General features: G+C 33.7%; 22 protein-coding genes. 20 read left to right on the top strand and 2 right to left on the bottom strand.

Annotated elements, in window-relative coordinates; all coding sequences use genetic code 11:
- Positions 1–156 precede the first annotated feature (156 nt).
- The 20 genes from ICJ85_RS09535 (at position 157) to ICJ85_RS09440 (ending at position 15,623) form a co-directional block, all read left to right on the top strand.
- On the top strand, positions 157–696 hold the full coding sequence (locus tag ICJ85_RS09535) for a hypothetical protein (RefSeq protein ID WP_188223563.1): 540 nt from the start codon (positions 157–159) through the stop codon (positions 694–696).
- A 154-nt stretch (positions 697–850) separates the two neighbouring features.
- The gene (locus ICJ85_RS09530) at positions 851–1,558 is read left to right on the top strand and encodes a DUF1963 domain-containing protein (RefSeq protein ID WP_188223562.1); all 708 of its coding nucleotides are present in this window, start codon (positions 851–853) and stop codon (positions 1,556–1,558) included.
- 166 nt (positions 1,559–1,724) lie between these two features.
- Entirely contained in the window at positions 1,725–2,150 is a 426-nt protein-coding gene (locus tag ICJ85_RS09525; protein ID WP_188223561.1) for a PH domain-containing protein, read from the top strand.
- Between the two features lie 215 nt (positions 2,151–2,365).
- Positions 2,366–3,430 carry a ribosome small subunit-dependent GTPase A gene (gene rsgA, locus ICJ85_RS09520; protein ID WP_188223560.1) on the top strand — a complete coding sequence of 355 codons (1,065 nt, stop codon included), beginning with the start codon at positions 2,366–2,368 and terminating at the stop codon, positions 3,428–3,430.
- A 227-nt stretch (positions 3,431–3,657) separates the two neighbouring features.
- A complete protein-coding gene (locus ICJ85_RS09515) occupies positions 3,658–4,155 on the top strand; it encodes a GNAT family N-acetyltransferase (protein ID WP_188223559.1) in 498 nt (165 codons plus the stop codon).
- 323 nt (positions 4,156–4,478) lie between these two features.
- Positions 4,479–4,949 (top strand): DinB family protein, encoded by a 471-nt coding sequence (locus tag ICJ85_RS09510; RefSeq protein WP_188223558.1) that lies wholly within the window; start codon positions 4,479–4,481, stop codon positions 4,947–4,949.
- A 204-nt stretch (positions 4,950–5,153) separates the two neighbouring features.
- A complete protein-coding gene (locus tag ICJ85_RS09505; protein ID WP_188223557.1) occupies positions 5,154–6,533 on the top strand; it encodes a S41 family peptidase in 1,380 nt (459 codons plus the stop codon).
- 176 nt (positions 6,534–6,709) lie between these two features.
- Complete coding sequence (locus ICJ85_RS09500; protein ID WP_241739522.1) at positions 6,710–7,543, top strand: endonuclease/exonuclease/phosphatase family protein; 834 nt, start codon at positions 6,710–6,712, stop codon at positions 7,541–7,543.
- 137 nt (positions 7,544–7,680) lie between these two features.
- Positions 7,681–8,205 (top strand): outer membrane beta-barrel protein, encoded by a 525-nt coding sequence (locus ICJ85_RS09495; protein WP_188223556.1) that lies wholly within the window; start codon positions 7,681–7,683, stop codon positions 8,203–8,205.
- A gap of 138 nt (positions 8,206–8,343) precedes the next feature.
- Positions 8,344–8,970 carry a hypothetical protein gene (locus tag ICJ85_RS09490; protein WP_188223555.1) on the top strand — a complete coding sequence of 209 codons (627 nt, stop codon included), beginning with the start codon at positions 8,344–8,346 and terminating at the stop codon, positions 8,968–8,970.
- Positions 8,971–9,062: 92 nt separating this feature from the next.
- Positions 9,063–9,704: a YdeI/OmpD-associated family protein gene (locus tag ICJ85_RS09485; RefSeq protein WP_241739521.1), complete on the top strand. Its 642-nt coding sequence runs from the start codon at positions 9,063–9,065 to the stop codon at positions 9,702–9,704.
- Between the two features lie 4 nt (positions 9,705–9,708).
- Positions 9,709–10,059 carry a DUF2200 domain-containing protein gene (locus tag ICJ85_RS09480; RefSeq protein ID WP_188223554.1) on the top strand — a complete coding sequence of 117 codons (351 nt, stop codon included), beginning with the start codon at positions 9,709–9,711 and terminating at the stop codon, positions 10,057–10,059.
- An 88-nt stretch (positions 10,060–10,147) separates the two neighbouring features.
- Positions 10,148–11,185: an HAD family hydrolase gene (locus ICJ85_RS09475; RefSeq protein ID WP_188223553.1), complete on the top strand. Its 1,038-nt coding sequence runs from the start codon at positions 10,148–10,150 to the stop codon at positions 11,183–11,185.
- A gap of 3 nt (positions 11,186–11,188) precedes the next feature.
- Complete coding sequence (locus ICJ85_RS09470; protein WP_188223552.1) at positions 11,189–12,493, top strand: APC family permease; 1,305 nt, start codon at positions 11,189–11,191, stop codon at positions 12,491–12,493.
- A gap of 112 nt (positions 12,494–12,605) precedes the next feature.
- A complete protein-coding gene (locus tag ICJ85_RS09465; RefSeq protein WP_188223551.1) occupies positions 12,606–13,007 on the top strand; it encodes a hypothetical protein in 402 nt (133 codons plus the stop codon).
- Positions 13,008–13,012: 5 nt separating this feature from the next.
- The gene (locus tag ICJ85_RS09460; protein ID WP_188223550.1) at positions 13,013–13,516 is read left to right on the top strand and encodes a GNAT family N-acetyltransferase; all 504 of its coding nucleotides are present in this window, start codon (positions 13,013–13,015) and stop codon (positions 13,514–13,516) included.
- A 3-nt stretch (positions 13,517–13,519) separates the two neighbouring features.
- Positions 13,520–14,137 carry an alpha-ketoglutarate-dependent dioxygenase AlkB family protein gene (locus tag ICJ85_RS09455; protein WP_188223549.1) on the top strand — a complete coding sequence of 206 codons (618 nt, stop codon included), beginning with the start codon at positions 13,520–13,522 and terminating at the stop codon, positions 14,135–14,137.
- Positions 14,138–14,284: 147 nt separating this feature from the next.
- Complete coding sequence (locus ICJ85_RS09450; RefSeq protein WP_188223548.1) at positions 14,285–14,710, top strand: hypothetical protein; 426 nt, start codon at positions 14,285–14,287, stop codon at positions 14,708–14,710.
- 212 nt (positions 14,711–14,922) lie between these two features.
- Positions 14,923–15,186 carry a hypothetical protein gene (locus tag ICJ85_RS09445; protein WP_188223547.1) on the top strand — a complete coding sequence of 88 codons (264 nt, stop codon included), beginning with the start codon at positions 14,923–14,925 and terminating at the stop codon, positions 15,184–15,186.
- Between the two features lie 23 nt (positions 15,187–15,209).
- A complete protein-coding gene (locus ICJ85_RS09440) occupies positions 15,210–15,623 on the top strand; it encodes an MFS transporter (protein ID WP_188223546.1) in 414 nt (137 codons plus the stop codon).
- A 78-nt stretch (positions 15,624–15,701) separates the two neighbouring features.
- Here ICJ85_RS09440 and ICJ85_RS09435 read toward each other — a convergent pair whose 3' ends face one another.
- Positions 15,702–18,506, bottom strand: a complete 2,805-nt coding sequence (locus ICJ85_RS09435) for a M16 family metallopeptidase (RefSeq protein WP_188223545.1) — start codon at positions 18,504–18,506, stop codon at positions 15,702–15,704.
- 86 nt (positions 18,507–18,592) lie between these two features.
- Positions 18,593–19,921, bottom strand: coding sequence for a thioredoxin family protein (locus ICJ85_RS09430; protein ID WP_188223544.1), 1,329 nt, complete (start codon positions 19,919–19,921; stop codon positions 18,593–18,595).
- Positions 19,922–19,930: the final 9 nt, after the last annotated feature.

Genomic DNA, 19,930 nt, shown 5'->3' with positions numbered 1-19,930 from the left:
TTAATAAAAAACGACATGCCAACACCGTGTATAATTCATTGCTTCCGATTTTCCTCTCGGAAAATCCTCGCAACTTTGCTACCTTAGTTTCTTAAACCTGAAAATCCTGCGGATTTTCACGCAACGAAACTATACACAAACCGTTGTGCTTAATTTATGAAAAACATAATTCTAACATTATTAATCCTGACTTTGATTTCATGCAATCAACTCACAAATGAAGTTGAGAGCTCATTTTCTACTATCGGAATTAAGCTAGATAGTTTGAATAAAATTAAAGAAAATAAAATCGAAAAATATTTCAATGAAATTAACTCAAAACGAATAAAAAAATCTGAAGGAGAGAATTCTGCTCTGATTTATTATTCCACAATTAAACATAATCGAATTGTGGATTCACTAATTATTAAACTCAATTTAATTGGGGAAAATGACTTAGAAAAGAAAAAAATAGCTGAACGGTTTGAATACGCAAAAACTGACTTGAAAAATAAACTAAATACTGTAACGGAATTAAATACCAAAACGAAAATTGATTCCTTGCTACAACCGTCAGATGATTTGCAGATTTTACCCAACTTTGCGATCATTTCAGAATTTCAAGCAGGAAAATTAAATGCAACAAAAAGTGCAGAATTATTGTTGGAAAACTTGAAAAACCAAACGAAAAACCAACCAGAACTGAAAAAAAACTAAGCACAACACAGTGTATAATTCATTGCTTCCGATTTTCCTCACGGAAAATCCTCGCAACTTTGCTATCTTAGTTTCTTAAACCTGAAAATCCTGCGGATTTTCACGCAACGAAACTATACACAAACCGTTGCCAGTAATTTGAAAACAAACGAAATTGAAAAGCGAAGAAATTAAAGAGAAAATATCCAAAGACGCTACAATTTTTAAAGTAGGCGGATTTAGACCTGAAAACACAATTCAAGAAAGTTGGATTGGAAAAGTTTCAGTTTATAGAGATGAAGAAACTATTCCGACTGACAAAAATGGAGAACTGATGCTTCCTTTAGCTCAAATTTATATTCCGAATTTACCTTTTATACATACTAAATTACTGAACACAAAAATTTTGACCGTTTTTATCTCAAATGAATATCCAGAATGTTTGGAGAAAATGGGAGAAAATTGGTTGATTAGAGAATATGAAAATTTAGATGATATTATTGTAAAAGATTTATCAAACCCAAAATCTTTCATCAAACAATTTCCATTAAAGGCGGAAATGAAAAAGGATTGTCCAATTTGGGATGGTGGTGGTTTGTCTTCTGAAATGGAAGATGAAATACTTGAACTTGAGAATAGTGGCGAAATTGAAAGCTATTATGACATAGCTGATTTTCATCAGTATGAACATAAAATTGGTGGATTTCCTTCCTATTGTCAATCTGGAATTGGAATAGACGAAGGATTTGGTAACGGATTTGAATTTATATTTCAAATTACGTCTGACGAAAAAATAAACCTAAATATTATAGACAGCGGAAGTTTAATGTTTGCGAAAAATGATCAAACCAATGAATGGAGTTTATATTATGATTTTTACTAAGCAACTAAAAAACTACTGGCAACAATGGCTATAAACAATTGGGGCGAAAGTGATAAAACGTAAGTATAAACATAAAACAAAGGTCGGAGCCAAACTGAAAAGTTAGGACAAAAAATCCCCAACTGTTCATAGCCGAGACCGTTGTAAGCAAGCTAAACAATACCATATGAAATTTAAAAGCAGAAAAGAACCGTTGTTTACTACCCTAATTTTTTCAATAATTGGGATTATTTGCATACACATTTTTCTAAGTAATGATTACGATACAAGTTATACCTTCAAATGGCTTGATTTAATTTTAGTTCTAGTTATTGGATTACTTTTATGGATACATTTTGGAACATCTTATAAATTGACTGAAAAAGAACTAAAGTATAAAAGTGGTCCAATATTTGGGTCGATTATTATTGCTAATATTCATGAAATTGTAAAAGGAAAAACTCTTTGGGTTGGGATAAAACCTGCGACTGCGCCAGACGGATTGATTATAAAATATAATAAATACGAAGAGATTTATATTAGCCCAAAAACAAATGAATCTTTTATAAAGAAAATATTAGAACTAAACTCGGACATAAAAATTACTACTTAAAAAAAAAGCCTGCTTACAACACCAGTAGCCGTTGCACAAGCCCATAATTTTGTAAAAACATGATGCATAAGCGCCCATTTTAAGGGCGTTTGTTGTTTTTGAATGTGATTTGTAAGCTTCCCTTAAAATCGAACTATCTTATACCAAAAATCATTAACTTTAATCAAGTAACTAACGGTTATACAAACCATTGTGTTTAATACAACAAGAAACCAATGACGCTCGAAGATTTAGGATATACCATAGCACTGGAACAATTTAGGAAAAGCCAGCATCTTGATGCTTTTGAAGTGGGTCGGGTGATTTCAGAGCATAAGGAAAGGTATGTTGTAAAAACAGAACAAAGCGAATATGACGCTGAAATTATTGGAAATTTACGCTTTACGGCACAGGACAGATCTGACTTTCCTGCTGTTGGCGATTGGGTAGCCATATCTGAATATGATGCTGATAAAGTACTTATTCATGCGGTGTTTCCAAGGACAACCAGTATTGAGAGACAAGCCGTTGGAAAACACGGAGAAAAACAAATTATCGCTACAAATATTGATTACGCCTTTATTGTTCAAGCCGTTGACAGAGACTTTAACGTGAATAGAATGGAACGCTATTTAACCATATGCCACACCTCTAACGTAAGTCCGATTATTGTGCTTAATAAAATCGATTTGATTTCAGACACCGAGTTATCAATAGTAGTTAACAACATTCAGGAAAGAATAAAAAACGTCCCAATTATTCCCATAAGCAACGCCTCTAAAAAAGGACTTACAGCACTTAAAACGCATATTAAAAAAGGTAAAACCTATTGTTTGCTAGGCTCATCGGGCGTAGGGAAATCAAGTCTGTTAAACAACTTATCGGGCAAAGCGTTGATGAAAACCAATACCATTAGTTCCAGTACAAATAAAGGCAGGCATGTTACGAGTCACCGTGAATTAGTTATTCTTGAACATGGCGGAATACTTATTGACAACCCCGGCATGCGGGAAGTTGGGATTACCGATGTTAAAGCAGGTTTAGAAATGACGTTTAATGAAATTATTGCATATTCTAAAGACTGTAAGTTTAAAGATTGTACGCATACCGTTGAAGCAGGCTGTGCAGTTTTAAGCGCTGTTGAACGTGGCGACATAGACCATTCATCCTACGAAAACTTCTTGAAAATGGAGCGAGAAAAAGAACACTTTGAAGCGACAGTTGCAGAAAAACGGAAGAAGGATAAGGATTTTGGCAAAATGATAAAGAATTACAAAAAGCGTAATTATAAAAAGAACTAAGTACAAATTGATAATAAACCGGACTTAAAATTTGAAAAGAAGATAATTAAAAAAAGCTTCTAACTACACCAATAGCATATGGAACAAAAAGCGCTAAATTTAATAACTTAGGTTTATTCACTAAGTCCGCCAAGTCTTTTGAATTTGGCTTTTAAAACGAAAAATTCCTTGATCTGACCACTTGCCTCAGCCGAAATGTAAGCTACAATTAGACAAACCGAATTATTATGATAAAATTGGCACATTTTAAATCCAAAGACTTAGAATATTTATCAAAATGGATTGACAATGAAAAGGATTTATTTCAGTTCGCTGGAGACATGTTTTCATATCCAATAACAGAAACTCAAATTGTAAATTACCTAAATGATAGTAATAGATTTGTTTTTAAAGTAGTTTATGGTAAAACTGTAATTGGACACGCTGAAATATATTTAGAGGATAAATTTAACGCTCGACTTTGCCGAATATTGATTGGTAACACAAAATTTAGAGGAAAAGGAATTGGAGAGAAACTTATTAATGAATTATTAAGAATGTCCTTTGAGGAATTAAAAGTTAACAGAGTAAACCTAAATGTTTTCGATTGGAATATTGGAGCAATAAAATGTTATGAAAAATCGGGAATGAAAATAAACAAAGGAATTACCACAGAGGCTAAATTAGGAGAAGAAAAATGGATTGCTATTAATATGTGCATAAATAAAGATGAGTGGAAAAAATAAAAAACTGTGCCAATAACTAAGCATTCGTGTAGTCGTTACGGCCAAACAAGAACGCCGTATTGACTGAACCGGCAGTTGATGGACTAGTCTACTATGGGCTGTAGCTATAAAGAAAAATGTATTTCTTGTAAAATGTATTGCTATGGGCCATAATTTTAATGAAACTCATTTTTTTATAGACCTTGAAATTAAATGAATATAAAAACGTTTGCTTACAATATATAATCACAATTGCGGCAAGTTCGTTTGCATTAAAATCCTCATAAATTCCCTATCTCGATAAATTAAGTAATAACCATACTACGATACTATAACTCAAGAAAATGACAGCATCTGAACTTATAATTTTAAATTTTACAGAAATAAGAAGAAAAAGTATAAAACTCTGGAATGCACTACCCCAAACACATTACCATTGGAAACCCGACAATAATGCCATGAGTGCCATAGAAATGATACGACATGTACTGGAAGCTGATTATGGATGGAATATGATTATTAATCAACAAGATATGGCCCATTATAAAACACCTTGGGATAGTAAAAGACCCTTTATTAGTGTAGCCAAGGAACTCGAATTTTATGAGCCTTACAGAAAAATATTTTTAGAAAGCGTTAGTCGGTTTTCGGAAATAGAATTAAATGAAACAAAAATCGTTCATCCTGGCAATGGTGAGAAGAAACCTCTTTCGCAATATTTATTACGAATTGGATATCATGAATCTGTTCATTCAGGGCAATTCCTTTCCTATTTAAGAGCTATGGAACTTAACCGTCCCGAAATATGGGATTAAAATAACAACAGCAATATGGCCTTAAAATCCATCTCTAGCAATACCCCAATCAAAAACCACTAACTTTAACTTATTTGGACTTCTTATATTAGACAAAACATAAAGATGAAAAATATGTTAGTTAGTTTTATCTTAGCCATTATAAGAAGAAAATCTATACATTACACTTAAAATTTAAACAAAATAAAAAAGACCATACTGTTTATGAAAAACATATATTTAATTATTATAACTCTTGCATTTACGGTTCAATCTTTTGGGCAAAAAATGTTTTTCAAACAAGAAGTTATAGAAGACTTAAACTTTTTACGTGAATCTTTGGAACAGGCCCACTACAACTTATATACCTATATAACCAAGGAATCATTCAATGAAAATTTTGAACAAATAAAATCTTCCATAACCAAAGATAGTCTCTCACTACTGGAAGTTACTTCTTTATTTCAGTCAGTAATTTCGAAAGCAAATAACGGCCATACTGAAATTCCCTTCCCGGCTGCAGCCTATACCGAATTCGCCTACTCTAACGGCACACTTTTCCCTTTAGAACTTGCCTTTGAAAATGGCAAAGCACTTATTAGAAAAAATTGGTCAAATAATGATTCGCTTGAAATTGGCACGGAAGTTATTAGTATTAACAATAAACCAATAGCAGAGGTATTAGCAAAAATATATCCTTTAATTTCGGCAGAAAGGCGGTATTTTAAACTTGCAAAACTAGAACTTACCACCTTCCCTAGACTTTATTGGCAGGCCTTTGGTGAACAAAAAAACTTTACAGTTTCAGTAAAGAAAAATGGTATTATAGAAGACTATCAATTAAAATCGATAGGCCTTATTGAAGATTATGAATATAAAAGAAAAGAGATCTCTTTTGTAAACAGAGCGCTGCAGTTTATTAATAAAACTGCCTATTTAATACCAGGGAATTTTAGCGGTGATGAGAAAAAATATAAACGATTTATAGATTCATCTTTTGTAGAAATTAACAAAAAGAAAGTCCCCAATCTTATTATTGATCTCCGAAATAACCTTGGTGGAGATGACGCTTTTAGCGACTATATGGTATCATACATTGCTAAAAAACCATTTCGTTGGTGTTCTGAATTTACAATGAAAACCAGTGCCATTTTAAAAAGCCACGTAAGAAAGAATTATGATATCACTAACCCATACTGGAAAAGTGTTTTAGAGCACGAAAATGGTAGTATTTATCCATATAAGTTTAACGAATATCAGCCACAACCAAAAGACAAAAGATACAACGGAAAAGTTTATGTATTGGTTAATAGGCAGTCACATTCGCAAGCCGCTGTAACAGCTGCTCAAATTCAGGATTACAAATTTGCCGTAATTGTTGGAGAAGAAACTGGAGATTTCCCTAGTTTATATGCCTCACAGTATGCTTATAACTTACCTAAAACAGGAGTTGAAGTGAAAATTTCAAAAGGTTATATTACACGAGTTAATGGAAGTAAAAAAGCCGAAGGTGTCATTCCTGATATGTACATAAAAGATCATCTTCTGGATGAAAAAGATGAAATACTAGATGGCCTATTAACGCAAATTGATAACACGCACTAAGCACCGCATTTTATAAACTCTTATAATTGAATCATAGAAAATTACAATTAGAAAAAGAATTAAGCATTACTGATTAGAACACTATCGTTAATAAAAATATAACTCAAGGACAAAAAATATTATGTAGCTTTATCGGGCTTTCATCAAAATCTATAATATAGAAAGTCCGATTTCTTATGAAAACACTAACAGCCACGCTTCTTACATTCACCTTTCTATTTACCGCATGGGCGTTACAGGCACAAACCACCGTGATGTCTTTTAATATCCGTTACGATACGGCCAACGATAAAGCGAACTGGTGGGAACACCGTAAAACAGAAGTCGCGAAACTTATTGACTATTACCATCCCGACTTTCTAGGTATACAGGAAGGCTTACATCATCAGGTAAACTTTATAAAAAACAACACGACGAACTACCATTACATTGGTGTAGGCCGTGACGATGGCAAAACCCAAGGCGAATACTCGGCATTATTCTATGACAGCAACAAGTTTCAGGTACTTCAACAAAATACCTTCTGGCTTTCGGAAACCCCTGAACAGATTTCAGTAGGCTGGGATGCGTCTATGGAACGTATCTGCACTTATGGGCTGTTTAAAAACAGGTATACTGGAGAAATCATCTATGTGTTTAACACGCACTTCGACCATATAGGCCCCAAAGCGCAGGAAGAGTCAGCGAAACTCATTTTAAAAACTATTGAAGAATTAAGTATTACCAAAGAAAAGCTGGTTGTGATGGGCGATTTAAACAGCATACCAGACAGTGCCCCAATACAAACCTTAAAAACAAAACTTGATGACGGATTAGAAACCGCTGAAAGTCCGTTTTACGGCCCTTTGGGAACATTCAACAACTTTGACCCTCAGGCTACTTTAGAAAATCGCATCGATTATATTTTTACTAAAAATGCAACGGTACTTAATTACCGTCATATAGACGACCAACGCACTAACGGCCTTTGTGTTTCAGACCACTTACCGGTATTTGTAGAACTGAAGTAACACTAATGATAAAAAAACGCCTTGATTAGCACTTATTTTTTGATTCTAAGAAACTTTTTAAGATTTCCATAATCTTTTTTATCGTATCTTTAAGCAAGCCTTAACTGCCTGACTTCATTACTTGCAAAATGACTATTATGAAAAGTACGTGGCTATGTCTCGCAGTCTTTTTCCTGTTTTGTTCTTCGCTAAGCCTTAACGCACAAGAAGGCTTTAAATTTGAAGCTAATGTTGGGGTGCCTTTAGCCGATTCCGGCGATTTTTACTCATTTGCACTTCAGGGTAACTTTTACTATTCCTGGCAAGTATCTGATAAGATTTATATAGGACCAACAATCGGTATTATATATTTATTTGAAGAGGATTTCCCTGAGTCTTTTGATTCATTACCAGCTTTTTATATTCCAATTGCTGCCAGTGGAAGGGTTAAACTAAATACAAACTGGGCGGCTGGTTTCGATTTAGGCTACGCTATAGACGGTAATCTTGGAACTTATTTTGGTAGCGCATTTGAGGAGGATAGTACGGGAGGCATCTATTTACGACCTGTGATTGGTTATTATTTTAAGGAAAAACTAGCCTTAATAGCCTCTTATGCACATATTAACCAAAAACATTACAAAGCAGCTTCCTTAAGTTTAGGTGTAAATTTCTGGTTTTAATAACATGAAGTAATGTTTAAAAAATCACATTAATTCGTATAAACTCACCAGAAACAATATACCTCTTTTATAGTAAACCTCCTCTATATTTCGTACCTTTAGTATAGGGGGTTAGTTTCATGCTAAATATAACAAGTCATGGCAGCTTTAAAAAGACTTAAATCCTGGGTTTATCCGGTTACCCCATTCACCATCGTTACATTATTAGGCATCGCAGTCGCAATACAATCTATTTACATAGGACTCACGTATGAAAGCCCGATGATTCTTTATCCCATTATGGTCATTCCTATTGTGGTTTTTATTTTTGCCGTGTATGTTTTAGATCGATTCTTCATTAAAAGTACGCCTTACCATATCATTTTTGTAATCGAGTTAGTATTATGTACTGTAGGTTATATTGGTTTTAAATACATGAATAGCACTAACGATATTCATTTTACATCCGACAAAGAGTATATTTTAATTATTTATGATGTTAAAGAAAATTCCATGGATAGATTTAGTAAAACAGACCTCTTTAGTAAAGAATTAAAATCAAATGAAAATGTGATACACCTAGACCAATCGTTATACCTTAGCAACAAGATTCGCATCTTTTCACCAGATCGCTGGAATGGCGGATTTGAAGATAATAGTTATTACCTCTACCAAGGAGATTCTATCCCATATTTATACATGTCTAACAGTCATTCTCCTAAAGATCAAAAATACACCGAACAACAGTTTATAGACAGTTTGTTAACACAGGAAATGACAAAATAAGTTTTATAAAGTTTTTAGCCATATCTCTACTCCCATTAAGGCTTTTTTATAAGTGATTAAGTTAGTATCTTAGTTTTCAAATACTACAAATCATGATGACTACCGATGTAAAAACCTATTTTATTGATGGCTGCGGTAGATGCTCACTTGCGAGCACTCCGGATTGTAAAGTCCATAATTGGGATAGCGAACTTATCGCATTACGTCATATTATTTTAGAATGTGGATTAACCGAAACCTGTAAATGGGGTGTACCCTGTTACACCTACAACAACACTAACGTTATCATGCTAAGTGCTTATAAAAACTTTTGCTGCATAAGTTTTTTTAAAGGCGTTTTAATAAAAGACACCAAAAGTTTGCTGGTTCCTCCCGGCCCAAACTCACAAGCTGTTCGACTCTTAAAATTTACGGATAACGAGCAAGTTAAAACTCTGGCACCTGATATTAAAGCTTATATTTTTGAAGCTATAGAAATTGAAAAACAAGGTTTAAGCATTCCCTTCAAAAAGGAGCCGGAGCCACTACCGGAAGAACTCAAACAAAAGTTTGATGAAGATCCGGTATTAAAATCAGCATTTGAATCGTTAACCCCTGGCAGGCAACGCGGTTATATTCTTTACTTTTCAGGAGCTAAACAGTCTGCAACACGATTATCACGTATTGAAAAATGTGCTGATAATATTCTAAATGGCATTGGGCTTCACGATAAATATTCATCAAGAAAAAGATAAAACCATGAACAAGCATAAAATATTCTCTATGGCGTTTGCCAGTGTTTATCCGCACTATATAAATAAGGCCGAGAAAAAAGGACGCACCAAAGAAGACGTGGACACTATTATTTTCTGGTTAACAGGTTATAATAACACTGATTTCGAAAACATACTAAAGAACAAAACCGATTTTGAGACCTTCTTTAATGAAGCACCTCAGCTTAATCCAAATGTTTCTAAAATTACCGGAGTGATTTGCGGTTACCGCGTGGAGGATATTGAAGACCCTTTAATGCAAAAAATTCGGTATCTCGATAAGCTTATTGATGAACTCGCCAGAGGTAAGTCCATGGAAAAAATATTAAGAACATAATTTAAGCATACAGCGTATAGTCCTCAAAGAGTATAGGTTAATTCTTATTTTTCTTTTATCTTTATGGAATACCTATTCTATAAAAATCATGAAATCCTTTTCTAAAAATGCCATCTTACTTTTTGTTTTACTGGCAGCATCACATTTAAATTGGTCTTGTAAACAACAAAATAAAAGCAACAGTACAAACACAGTTACAGAAGTAATTGACGCCTTGCCATCCTTTAACGAAGGCACTTCAAAAACTGATATTATTACGTTCGTAGAAACTATTTCAGACTCTACAAGTAATAGTTATGTAAAACCGGAAGACCGTATTGCCTGTTTTGACAATGATGGTACGCTTTGGGTAGAACAACCATTACCTTCCCAAATCTTTTTTGTGTTAGATAGAATTAAGGAATTAGCTAAAGATCATCCGGAATGGAGCAATGAAATGCCTTTTAAAGCCGTTATTGAAGATGACCTTGAAACTATAAAAACATTTCATACCGCAGATGTTCTTAAACTTGTAGGTACCGCACAGGCCACACAAAATGTAGATCATTTTGATACCGTTGTAACCGATTGGCTGTCCTCTGCGAAACATCCGGTTATGAAAAAACCATATACAGAACTGGTTTATCAGCCCATGCTGGAGCTATTAGATTATTTGAGGGCTCATCAATTTAAAATATACATTGTTTCAGGTGGCAGTCAGGAATTTATGCGAGCATGGGCCCCTAAGATTTATGGTATTCCTAAAGAACAGATTATTGGTTCTTCCTTTAAAAGAGACGTTTTAAAACAAGGAGATTCTATAACGGTGGTACAAACGAGAGATTTTGACTTCAACGACGACCATGAAGGTAAAGTGATTGCCATTAGTAAGTTTATTGGTAAAAAACCCATATTAATTGGAGGAAACTCTGATGGGGATTTGGAAATGATGCAGTATTGTGACACTGCAAATCCGTTACCTCATCTCCTAATTTATGTAAATCATACCGATGGCGATCGCGAGTTTTTATACGATGAACATACCGCTATGGGAACGTTAGAAAAAGGCATGGAAGTCGCCTTGAGACGCGGATGGACCATTATTGATATGAAAACCGAATGGAATAAAGTCTACCCTAATGACTAAATAATGGGAAAGTCTAAGACTAACATTGGACTTAAAGAAGCCATATCTATTGGTATAGGCGGTATGGTAGGCGGTGGTATTTTTGCGGTATTAGGGCTTGCCGTATCTTTGGCTAAAGGCGGAACACCTGTTGCCTTTTTACTGGCTGGATTATTGGCATTAATCACCTCGTATAGTTATGTTAACCTTTCTAAAGCTTATCCTGACCGCGGCGGTACGGTTAAGTTCATAAATCAAGGGTTTGGTAAATCGGTCTTTAGTGGTGCTATGAATAATTTACTTTGGGTAAGTTATATTATCATGCTCTCGCTCTATGCTTCGGCATTTGGTTCGCATGCCCCTAACCTTTTCACCTTAACAACCAGTAAAATATTAGATTTTCATATTTACGCAAGTGCCATAATCGCCTTAGCCACTGCTATAAATTATTACAGTATTACTGTGGTTGGCAAAATAGAATCTTATGCTGTTATTATAAAGCTCATTATACTTCTTGGCTTTATTGGTATTGGTATCTATGGATTATTTAGAAACCCCAATATGACACAATTAGCGATTTCTGAATGGGAAACTCCGGTAAAATTATTTGCAGGAGGCATGGTTATTTTTGTGGCTTATGAAGGTTTTGAACTGATTGCTAATGCTGCTCCCGATATTGTAAACCCAGTTAAAAACATACCGAAAGCCTATTATTACTCGGTTATTTTTGTCATTATCCTGTATATTATTATTGCTTTCGTTACAGTTGGATCTTTACCTTTTAAACAAATTGCCGATGCACAAGATTATGCTTTAGCTGAAGCTGCCAAACCTATGCTCGGTAAAATAGGGTTTAGCATCATAACTATTGCTGCATTAATCTCAACCTTTTCTGCTATTAATGCCTCATTGTATGGTGGTAGTCGCGTGAATTATGAAATTGCTGAAGACGACGAACTACCTCATCACTTTTTATCGAAACTCTGGAATCAACCTATTGGGTTACTAATTACCTCTATAAGCACTTTAATTTTAGTAAACGTATTAAAACTTGAAAGTATTTCAACTGCTGGAAGCGTTGGTTTCCTACTCATTTTTGGAGTGGTTAATTATGTAGGTTTTAAACTTTCGAAAGCCATTAACGGAAATAAAATCATTCCTTTTTTAGGCTTCATCCTTTGCATGGTTGCCCTTGTAATTTTAATTAGTCAGCAATTCAATTCTAACCTCATAGGTGTTATTATCGCTATTACCATTATTGCCGTATGTTTTATTATGGAATACCTTTACAAGAAAACTGAAAAACGGCTAAGCCAAAAAATACATTAAAATTAACTATCTTAGTTTTTCCATTTAAAGCCCCAAATTTAGATGTTACAGGTAATACAATTAAAATATTGTAACCACAAAAAAACAGTTAACCCCATAAAATTAACAGAAAATGAAAACAAAACACGGATTACTTACATTTATTTTCTTTTTAGCTTTAACCCTCTCCTTCTCTTTTGAAGGCTACAGCCAGCCACCAAAATGGGCTCCGGCACATGGGTATAATGCAAAAACCAGACACATATACTTTCCAGACCGTAACTTCTATTACGATTTACAGAAGAATTCATATATTTATTTAAGTGGTGATAATTGGCGTGTAAGTGCTAAGTTACCTTCGTTATATGCTAGTTTCGACTTAGGTAGAGCGGCTAAAATAGAGTTAGATTTGAATAGCGATTCGCCACAAAAATACAATAACGACCATCTGGTAAAGTATAAAGGCAAAAAGTTTAAAGGCAGTTCCGGTAACGATAAAAAGAACAATCCTGGCAAAGGCAACAAGAAAAAATAACTTAAATGACAATAACCTTTCATCAAGTGCTCCATGATGAATTACCAACCGTTTTAAACTTATTTAAAGAGGCTGCTGAAAAAATTGCCAAGAAACACATCGATCATTGGCAATATTGGAAAAATCCACCAGCTGAAAAAACTGAATGGGTTCAAGACGGTATTAACAAGAACGAATACTTTTTTATAAAAAATACGAACCATGCTACAATAGGCATGGTTCGTATTTTAAATGAAGATATTTTATATTGGGGAGAACAAAAGGAACCTGCTTTGTATGTGCATTCGTTAATAGTAAAAGAAGCCTATAATGGTTCTGGCCTGGGTAAACTAGTTTTAGAAGCTGTTGCAGGACAGGCAAAAAGTAAGCAACGTAAATTTCTTCGTTTGGATGCCGATTCTAAAAACCCGAAACTCTGCAAATATTACGAAAACTTAGGCTTTAATAAAGTTGGTGAGAAAACCTTACCGCTTTCGACTTATAATCTATATGAGAAGACTATTTTATAAGCTATGAATCTTTTTGAACCAGAAATAAACCATTCTAAAAACTGGCTTCCATACGATGGAACCGTAAACTACTATGGCTATATTTTAAATAAAAAAGCTGCCGACAACTATCTAAACCATCTTTTAGAGGATATAGAATGGCGAAACGATGAAGCTATTATTTTTGGAAAACGGATTATAACTAAACGCAAAGTAGCTTGGTACGGCGAAAAAACATTTTCTTACACGTATTCGAATACCACAAAACATGCTCTACCGTGGACTAAAAGTTTATTAGACTTAAAAACCTTAATTGAACAAAAAACAGGTGAAACCTTTAACTCCTGCCTACTTAATCTTTATCACGACGGCAGTGAAGGCATGGCCTGGCATAGCGATGGTGAAAAAGATTTAAAAAAGAACGGCGCTATTGCCTCTTTAAGTTTTGGTGCCGAGCGTAAATTTGCTTTTAAGCACAAAGACACTAAGAAAAAAATTGAATTGATTTTAGAACATGGCAGCTTACTCATTATGAAAGATGACACACAAACCCACTGGCTACATAGACTTCCACCGACTAAACTCATTAAAACTCCAAGGGTAAATTTAACCTTTCGTACCATTGTTGAAAACCTGAAATAATTCAACAAATTACATCTTAACGATGTTACTATCTACCGTTTAACGAAAATATTAACATATTATACGAAAATACTGTCGTGTTTTTTACTTTTGGTTTGTGAATGTATAAAATCAAACACCCCTAACCCTAACCAAAACCTACTTGACATGTTGTACAAACTATTAGACCGACCCTATCTGGTATTTTGGCTTTCAATACCAATCATTATTTTAAACGCAGCATATAGTAGAAACGATACCATGCAGTTTAATGTATACGACACCTATTATATTTTCAGTCGCTTTCAATTATTTCTATCAATAACTATTGCTTTTGCATTTATGGGTTTAGGATACTGGATTATGCATAAAGCTGAAAAATGCTTATACCAACCCTTAAGTATTCTGCACATAACCTTAACATTTGGAGGCATATTCACCATTTGGATTATATCCATATGCCTTAGAGTTTCTATTATGCAATACAATGCTGGCGACCATTTAACTAATGCCATTTATCTGGTTTCGTTTATTGTACTTTTTAGCCAAATAGTCTACCCAATAAATATCATTAAAAGTCTTTTTAAAAATTAAGGTTTTTCCTTTTTGTACAAGAAACAATTCCTACATTCTAAAATTATCCTATATTAGTTGGCTTAACTAATCATGAAATTTCAATACAACTAATGAAAACTTCGGAAGCATTCAATCTAAATAGCAATATTTTAAACACTTACACCCTCCTTTTTGTAAAACTTGTTATTGCAGTAATTTTAATTTATACCATTATTCTTATCATCAATTTTTTGAAAGATAAGTTTATTAACAAAGTAGATAACGCTCCCAAAGTGGAAATCAATTTACTATTAATTTTGTTGAACAAGTTATTTTTTATCTCTGGGTTTGGCTTTATCATTGGAAATATTTTAAATGTATTATTTTCAGAAATGGGAAGAAACCGTTTACCTGCTAACTGGGATTATTTAACTTTTGGTGTTATTTTAATATTTGTTGGATTAAGTTTTAAAGCTGCAAATAAAGCCTTGAAAAAAGAAAGTATATCTGCTTAATAAGTAACATAACTCAATATCCCATGAATGAAAAGTTAAAGACGATTAAAATTATACATTTTGGCATTTGTGCAGGTGTTATAGTAGCGTATTACGTATTAGGCAACTGGAGTTCTACTAAGATTTTCGAGCTACCGGAAATTAATCAAAATTCAATTTTATACCTATTAGTACCTATTGGCGCATACCTTTTAAGTAACTTCCTTTTTAAATCGCAATTAAAATCGGCTGAGCTAAAACCTAAGTTAGAAGATAATATGGCCATATATCAAACAGCAGCCATCGTTCGTTGGGCTATACTTGAAGGTGCTGCTTTCATAATATTAATATTAAAGGAAGATTTTATACTGTTTGGTATACTTATAGTGTTTTATTTAATTCTGTTGCACCCTACAAAAGAACGTATAATTAAAGAACTTAATCATAAAGCACTTTAATTTGCTAAAAACAAAATCAAAAAAGCCAGTGCAAATGCACTGGCTTTTTTTGTCAACTACGATTAAACGATTTATAAACTACTTATCTTCTGGTATAAATATAATATCTAAAGTATTAGCGCTATTAAAAAAGCTTTGTGCAGCTTTCTTAATATCATCGGTTGTTACTTTGTCTAAAATGGCATCATAATATTCTGGAGCCATCATGTTTTCACCGTAATTATAATAGGTTTCCAAAGTTTTCATCCAATATGCGTTTGACTGTTTCATAAGTGGTCTGGTTTTCTTTAAATTCTCGACCACCTTATCTAAATCGGATTGTTTTACTTCATTTTGAATCTGTTTTAATTCATTATACACCAAATCATTTAAATGTTCGGCATTATTTGGATCACAACTAAATGATATATCCATATTTAATTTAGGTGATGGCAAACGAGTATCTCCGGCGTTTACCGAAATGGTGTACACGCCACCTTCCTTTTCCCGGATATTTTCAATAAAACGGATATTAAGAATATCTCCTAAAATATTGTGATGCATGATGGTTTCACGATCATAATCGACATTCTCTTCCATTTTTATAACAACCATAGCTCTTGGCGCTTCCATTGGTATCTCCACACGATGTTTATTAAATCCTTTCGGAAAATAATCGTCTAATGGTTTATAAGTTTCTTTATTATTTTTTCCTTCAAGAGCACCAATGTAGGTTTCAACCATCGTCTTAACGGTATTGAAAGGCACATCTCCAATTAAATAAAAGGTGAAATCGGCTGCATTGCTAAAGCGTTCTCCATAAATTTCTTTCATTCTATTGAAATGAATTTGATCCAAATATGCTTTATTGAACTCAAAATAACGCGGATCGCCATTTGCCACTAATGTTTTATAGGTATTGTTCATTACCGTATTCGGATTTTGAACAGGACTGTTTAAACTATTATAATTACCAGTCATCAATTCATTAAACTTAGCCTCATCAAATCTAGGAGTTTCAAAACGCATGAAAACCAATTGAAACATGGATTCCACATCTTTTATTGATGCACTAGCAGTAATACGCTCGTTATAGGTTTCTAAACTCACATTAGATTTTGCTGAATTATCGACCATGACCTTACTGTAGGTTAACGGATCTAAATCACCTATACCAAACCTGTTTACCAAACTTACCGCCTGTAACGACGGAATATCTTTAACATCGTACACAGAAGCTCCTCCTTGACTAACGGCATTAAGTTCGATGTGTCCTTTATGTGCATTATTGAACTTATAAACCACTTTAGCCCCATTAGACAATTGCCATTCTACAGCCTTAAATCCTCTATTAAGTTTTTCTCCAATAATCTTTCCACCTGCAGGTAAAGAGTCCAACAAAACCATATCTGTTGGAAACTGGTCGACGTAAGGCTCCAATTTACTATTTTCAACCTCAGCCATAATAGACTGAATTTGATTCAACGTAGGTACTTGTAGATTTTCCTTTTCGGGTGCGGTAATTGTAAACACACGGTTTTTTTCTGTTAAGTATTGCTTTGCTAATGCCGATACTTCTTCTTTGCTAATGGTTGGAATTACTGATTTCGAAAAATTATATCCAAACTCGTAGGTTGGAAAAGCTAAACCATCTAAAAACGTATTTTTAATACGCTTGGCATAGCTATCGGAAGTTGTCGTTTCCCCATTCAGTAACCAATTTTCATTATTTTGAAGCATTTTAGCCTTTAAACGGTCTATTTCACCCTGAGTAAAACCGTGTTGTACCACACGATGCAATTCGGTGTATACTGCTTTAAAAGCATTTTCTACTTCACCTTCATTCGCTGAAAGATTTAAATTAAAGGCTTTGTAATTTTTCTCAAAATCTCCATACAATGCACGAGCTGATTTAAAAGATGTTTTACCTTTCATAATGGCTTCTTTATAACGCGCATTCATTAGACTGTTAAAAAACGTATGCACAAAATTTTCGCGTTGCTGTGCTAGTGAATTATCCTTTTTATAAAACTGTCTGATTTCTAAAGTCAATCCTACATTTTTAACTTCCTTATCGGTTGCAACTTTATATAATGGTTTTTCGTTATCCGGGATAGTCACATATTTACGCTCTTTAGGATTTTTAATGGCGGGGATTTTAGAAAACAAGGTTTTTACTTTTTCTTCCATTACATCGACATCAAAGTCACCTACAATACCAATCGCCTGTAAATCGGTACGGTACCAATCGTGATAAAAATCTCTTAAAGCTTTATACTTAAAACTTTTAACCACATCCATACTGCCTAAAGCGTCACGCTTTGAATAAATACTATGATTATACTTAACACCTTTAAGCTGTTTATCTAATCGGTAATTCGCATTGTAACGCTGTCTCCATTCTTCTTGAATCACCTTACGCTCGGCGTCGATTTCTTCATCTGTTAATGATAATTCGTTACACCAGTCGCTTAAAATCAACAAACAGGAATCAATAACCTTTTCATTAACTGTAGGTACCTCACTTAAATTATACACCGTTTCGTTGGTTGATGTATAGGCATTAATTTCTTTACCAAACTTCACTCCCTTTTTTTCTAACCAGTCTATTACTGTATTGCCCGGAAAATGTGTAGTTCCATTAAAAGCCATATGCTCTAAAAAATGAGCCAAACCGTTTTGCTTATCGTTTTCTAAAACGGCACCTACATTTTGATACAAATAAAAACTGGTTTTATCTTTTGGTAGTTCGTTATGTTTAATGTAATAGGTTAATCCGTTTGAAAGTACTCCCCTTCTTATCGTATTATCGAACGGAACCTCCTGAGTTAAATCTAAAGTGTTTTGTGAAAACCCTGAAAAGGAAATAATTCCTGTTAAAATGAATATTAAAAATTTACGCATGTTTTTCAATAAAATAAGGCAACATGTTTATGGTTGAAATAAACATATTGCCTTTTGATTTTTTATAATTCTATAAATTTAAAAGCTTAAAGCAAAATGTCTTCGCCTGCCTTCATTAAATCTAATTCTCCTTTAATAGCCGATAATCTTTTAAGGTTTTCTTCCTGTCCTAATTTATAAGCTTCTTCCTTTAATTCTATAGCCTGATTTTTGTCACCCACAACATATAGAATATTAGCATAATTACTGGTGTTTTCAGCTGAATTTGGACGAATATAATAAGCTACTTCCATCCATGATAACACTTCCTTTTTCTCTTCCTTGGTATTTACAAAACCTACATAGTCTTTAACCATGTAATAAATTTCTTCACTTTTACGAAGAGAAAAAGGTCTTTCTCTAAGAGCTTTTTGATCTCCTGCCGCCTTTCTATCTAACCATTCTAAGTAGTAACTTCTCAAACTTTCTTTATCAATTTCAGTCACATAATTCACAATATCATCATGAACCAAAGCTTTGTATTTTTCTCCTTGCTCCGTTTTTAAATAGTAATAGGTGTAGGTCTTTTTTCGCTGTTTTTCATCCGCTCTATAACCTAACTCTTCTGCATGTTTTATAGCCAGTTCCAGATACGATGTATCGCGGGTAACGATAGCATACTCTGTAGTTGTGGTAATCATTTCCTTTGGAACTTTCTGATAAGTTTCTCTTACATCCTTACGAACATATTTTTTCCAGGCTTTAGTTTTCTTATTATTTTCAATAATTCGATCTGCCTCACCTCCATAAACTAATTGCTTATGATGGTTTGCCAATAACATAACCATAGCTTTACTAGAATCCGGAATACTTTTTTGAATATTCAGGTATTGCTCAAGCACATCTGTATAGTTCTCTTGAGATTTTACCTCAAGAAGTTTATCTAAATATTTTGCTATTAAAGCTTCATCATTTTTGTTTTTACTATATAATTCAGATAAACGCGCTAAGCTGTTTGGATCTTTCGCTGATGCCCATGCTGCTTTTGCTTCACTCAAAAACTCTTCGGTAGGCATAGCACTAGACGATCTGTAAACCACATCATCATTGGCATCTATAAACACATAGCTAGGTAAACCTTGAATACCGTATTTCTCCTTTAGTTTTGGTCCGTTACCTTTTTCAATATTCAATTTATAAGACACAAAATGCTCATTGAAATAGGTACCTACCGCTTCTTCCATAAAAACTGTTCTTGCCATTTTTTTACAGGGAGCACACCAGTCGGCATACCCATCAATAAACAACACTTTATTTTCTTTTTTTGCTTTATCAAAGGCTTGTTGAAAACTTCCTTTTTCGAAATGAATACCCTGTGCAATAGCGAAAACAGGTAATAGAAGTAATGTATATAAAATAGATTTTTTATTAATCATGAAATAATC

This window comes from Aestuariibaculum marinum, from assembly GCF_014596975.1.
Lineage (GTDB): Bacteria > Bacteroidota > Bacteroidia > Flavobacteriales > Flavobacteriaceae > Aestuariibaculum > Aestuariibaculum marinum.
This window is presented reverse-complemented; position numbering and strand designations above follow the sequence as displayed.

What these genes read in the sequence shown, in the direction of transcription:
- ICJ85_RS09535 (WP_188223563.1), top strand. Translation starts at nt 157, where the DNA reads ATGAAAAACATAATTCTAACATTATTAATCCTGACTTTGATTTCATGC.
- ICJ85_RS09525 (WP_188223561.1), top strand. Translation starts at nt 1,725, where the DNA reads ATGAAATTTAAAAGCAGAAAAGAACCGTTGTTTACTACCCTAATTTTT.
- rsgA (WP_188223560.1), top strand. Translation starts at nt 2,366, where the DNA reads ATGACGCTCGAAGATTTAGGATATACCATAGCACTGGAACAATTTAGG.
- ICJ85_RS09515 (WP_188223559.1), top strand. Translation starts at nt 3,658, where the DNA reads ATGATAAAATTGGCACATTTTAAATCCAAAGACTTAGAATATTTATCA.
- ICJ85_RS09510 (WP_188223558.1), top strand. Translation starts at nt 4,479, where the DNA reads ATGACAGCATCTGAACTTATAATTTTAAATTTTACAGAAATAAGAAGA.
- ICJ85_RS09505 (WP_188223557.1), top strand. Translation starts at nt 5,154, where the DNA reads ATGAAAAACATATATTTAATTATTATAACTCTTGCATTTACGGTTCAA.
- ICJ85_RS09500 (WP_241739522.1), top strand. Translation starts at nt 6,710, where the DNA reads ATGAAAACACTAACAGCCACGCTTCTTACATTCACCTTTCTATTTACC.
- ICJ85_RS09495 (WP_188223556.1), top strand. Translation starts at nt 7,681, where the DNA reads ATGAAAAGTACGTGGCTATGTCTCGCAGTCTTTTTCCTGTTTTGTTCT.
- ICJ85_RS09490 (WP_188223555.1), top strand. Translation starts at nt 8,344, where the DNA reads ATGGCAGCTTTAAAAAGACTTAAATCCTGGGTTTATCCGGTTACCCCA.
- ICJ85_RS09485 (WP_241739521.1), top strand. Translation starts at nt 9,063, where the DNA reads ATGATGACTACCGATGTAAAAACCTATTTTATTGATGGCTGCGGTAGA.
- ICJ85_RS09480 (WP_188223554.1), top strand. Translation starts at nt 9,709, where the DNA reads ATGAACAAGCATAAAATATTCTCTATGGCGTTTGCCAGTGTTTATCCG.
- ICJ85_RS09475 (WP_188223553.1), top strand. Translation starts at nt 10,148, where the DNA reads ATGAAATCCTTTTCTAAAAATGCCATCTTACTTTTTGTTTTACTGGCA.
- ICJ85_RS09470 (WP_188223552.1), top strand. Translation starts at nt 11,189, where the DNA reads ATGGGAAAGTCTAAGACTAACATTGGACTTAAAGAAGCCATATCTATT.
- ICJ85_RS09465 (WP_188223551.1), top strand. Translation starts at nt 12,606, where the DNA reads ATGAAAACAAAACACGGATTACTTACATTTATTTTCTTTTTAGCTTTA.
- ICJ85_RS09460 (WP_188223550.1), top strand. Translation starts at nt 13,013, where the DNA reads ATGACAATAACCTTTCATCAAGTGCTCCATGATGAATTACCAACCGTT.
- ICJ85_RS09455 (WP_188223549.1), top strand. Translation starts at nt 13,520, where the DNA reads ATGAATCTTTTTGAACCAGAAATAAACCATTCTAAAAACTGGCTTCCA.
- ICJ85_RS09450 (WP_188223548.1), top strand. Translation starts at nt 14,285, where the DNA reads ATGTTGTACAAACTATTAGACCGACCCTATCTGGTATTTTGGCTTTCA.
- ICJ85_RS09440 (WP_188223546.1), top strand. Translation starts at nt 15,210, where the DNA reads ATGAATGAAAAGTTAAAGACGATTAAAATTATACATTTTGGCATTTGT.
- ICJ85_RS09435 (WP_188223545.1), bottom strand. Translation starts at nt 18,506, where the DNA reads ATGCGTAAATTTTTAATATTCATTTTAACAGGAATTATTTCCTTTTCA.
- ICJ85_RS09430 (WP_188223544.1), bottom strand. Translation starts at nt 19,921, where the DNA reads ATGATTAATAAAAAATCTATTTTATATACATTACTTCTATTACCTGTT.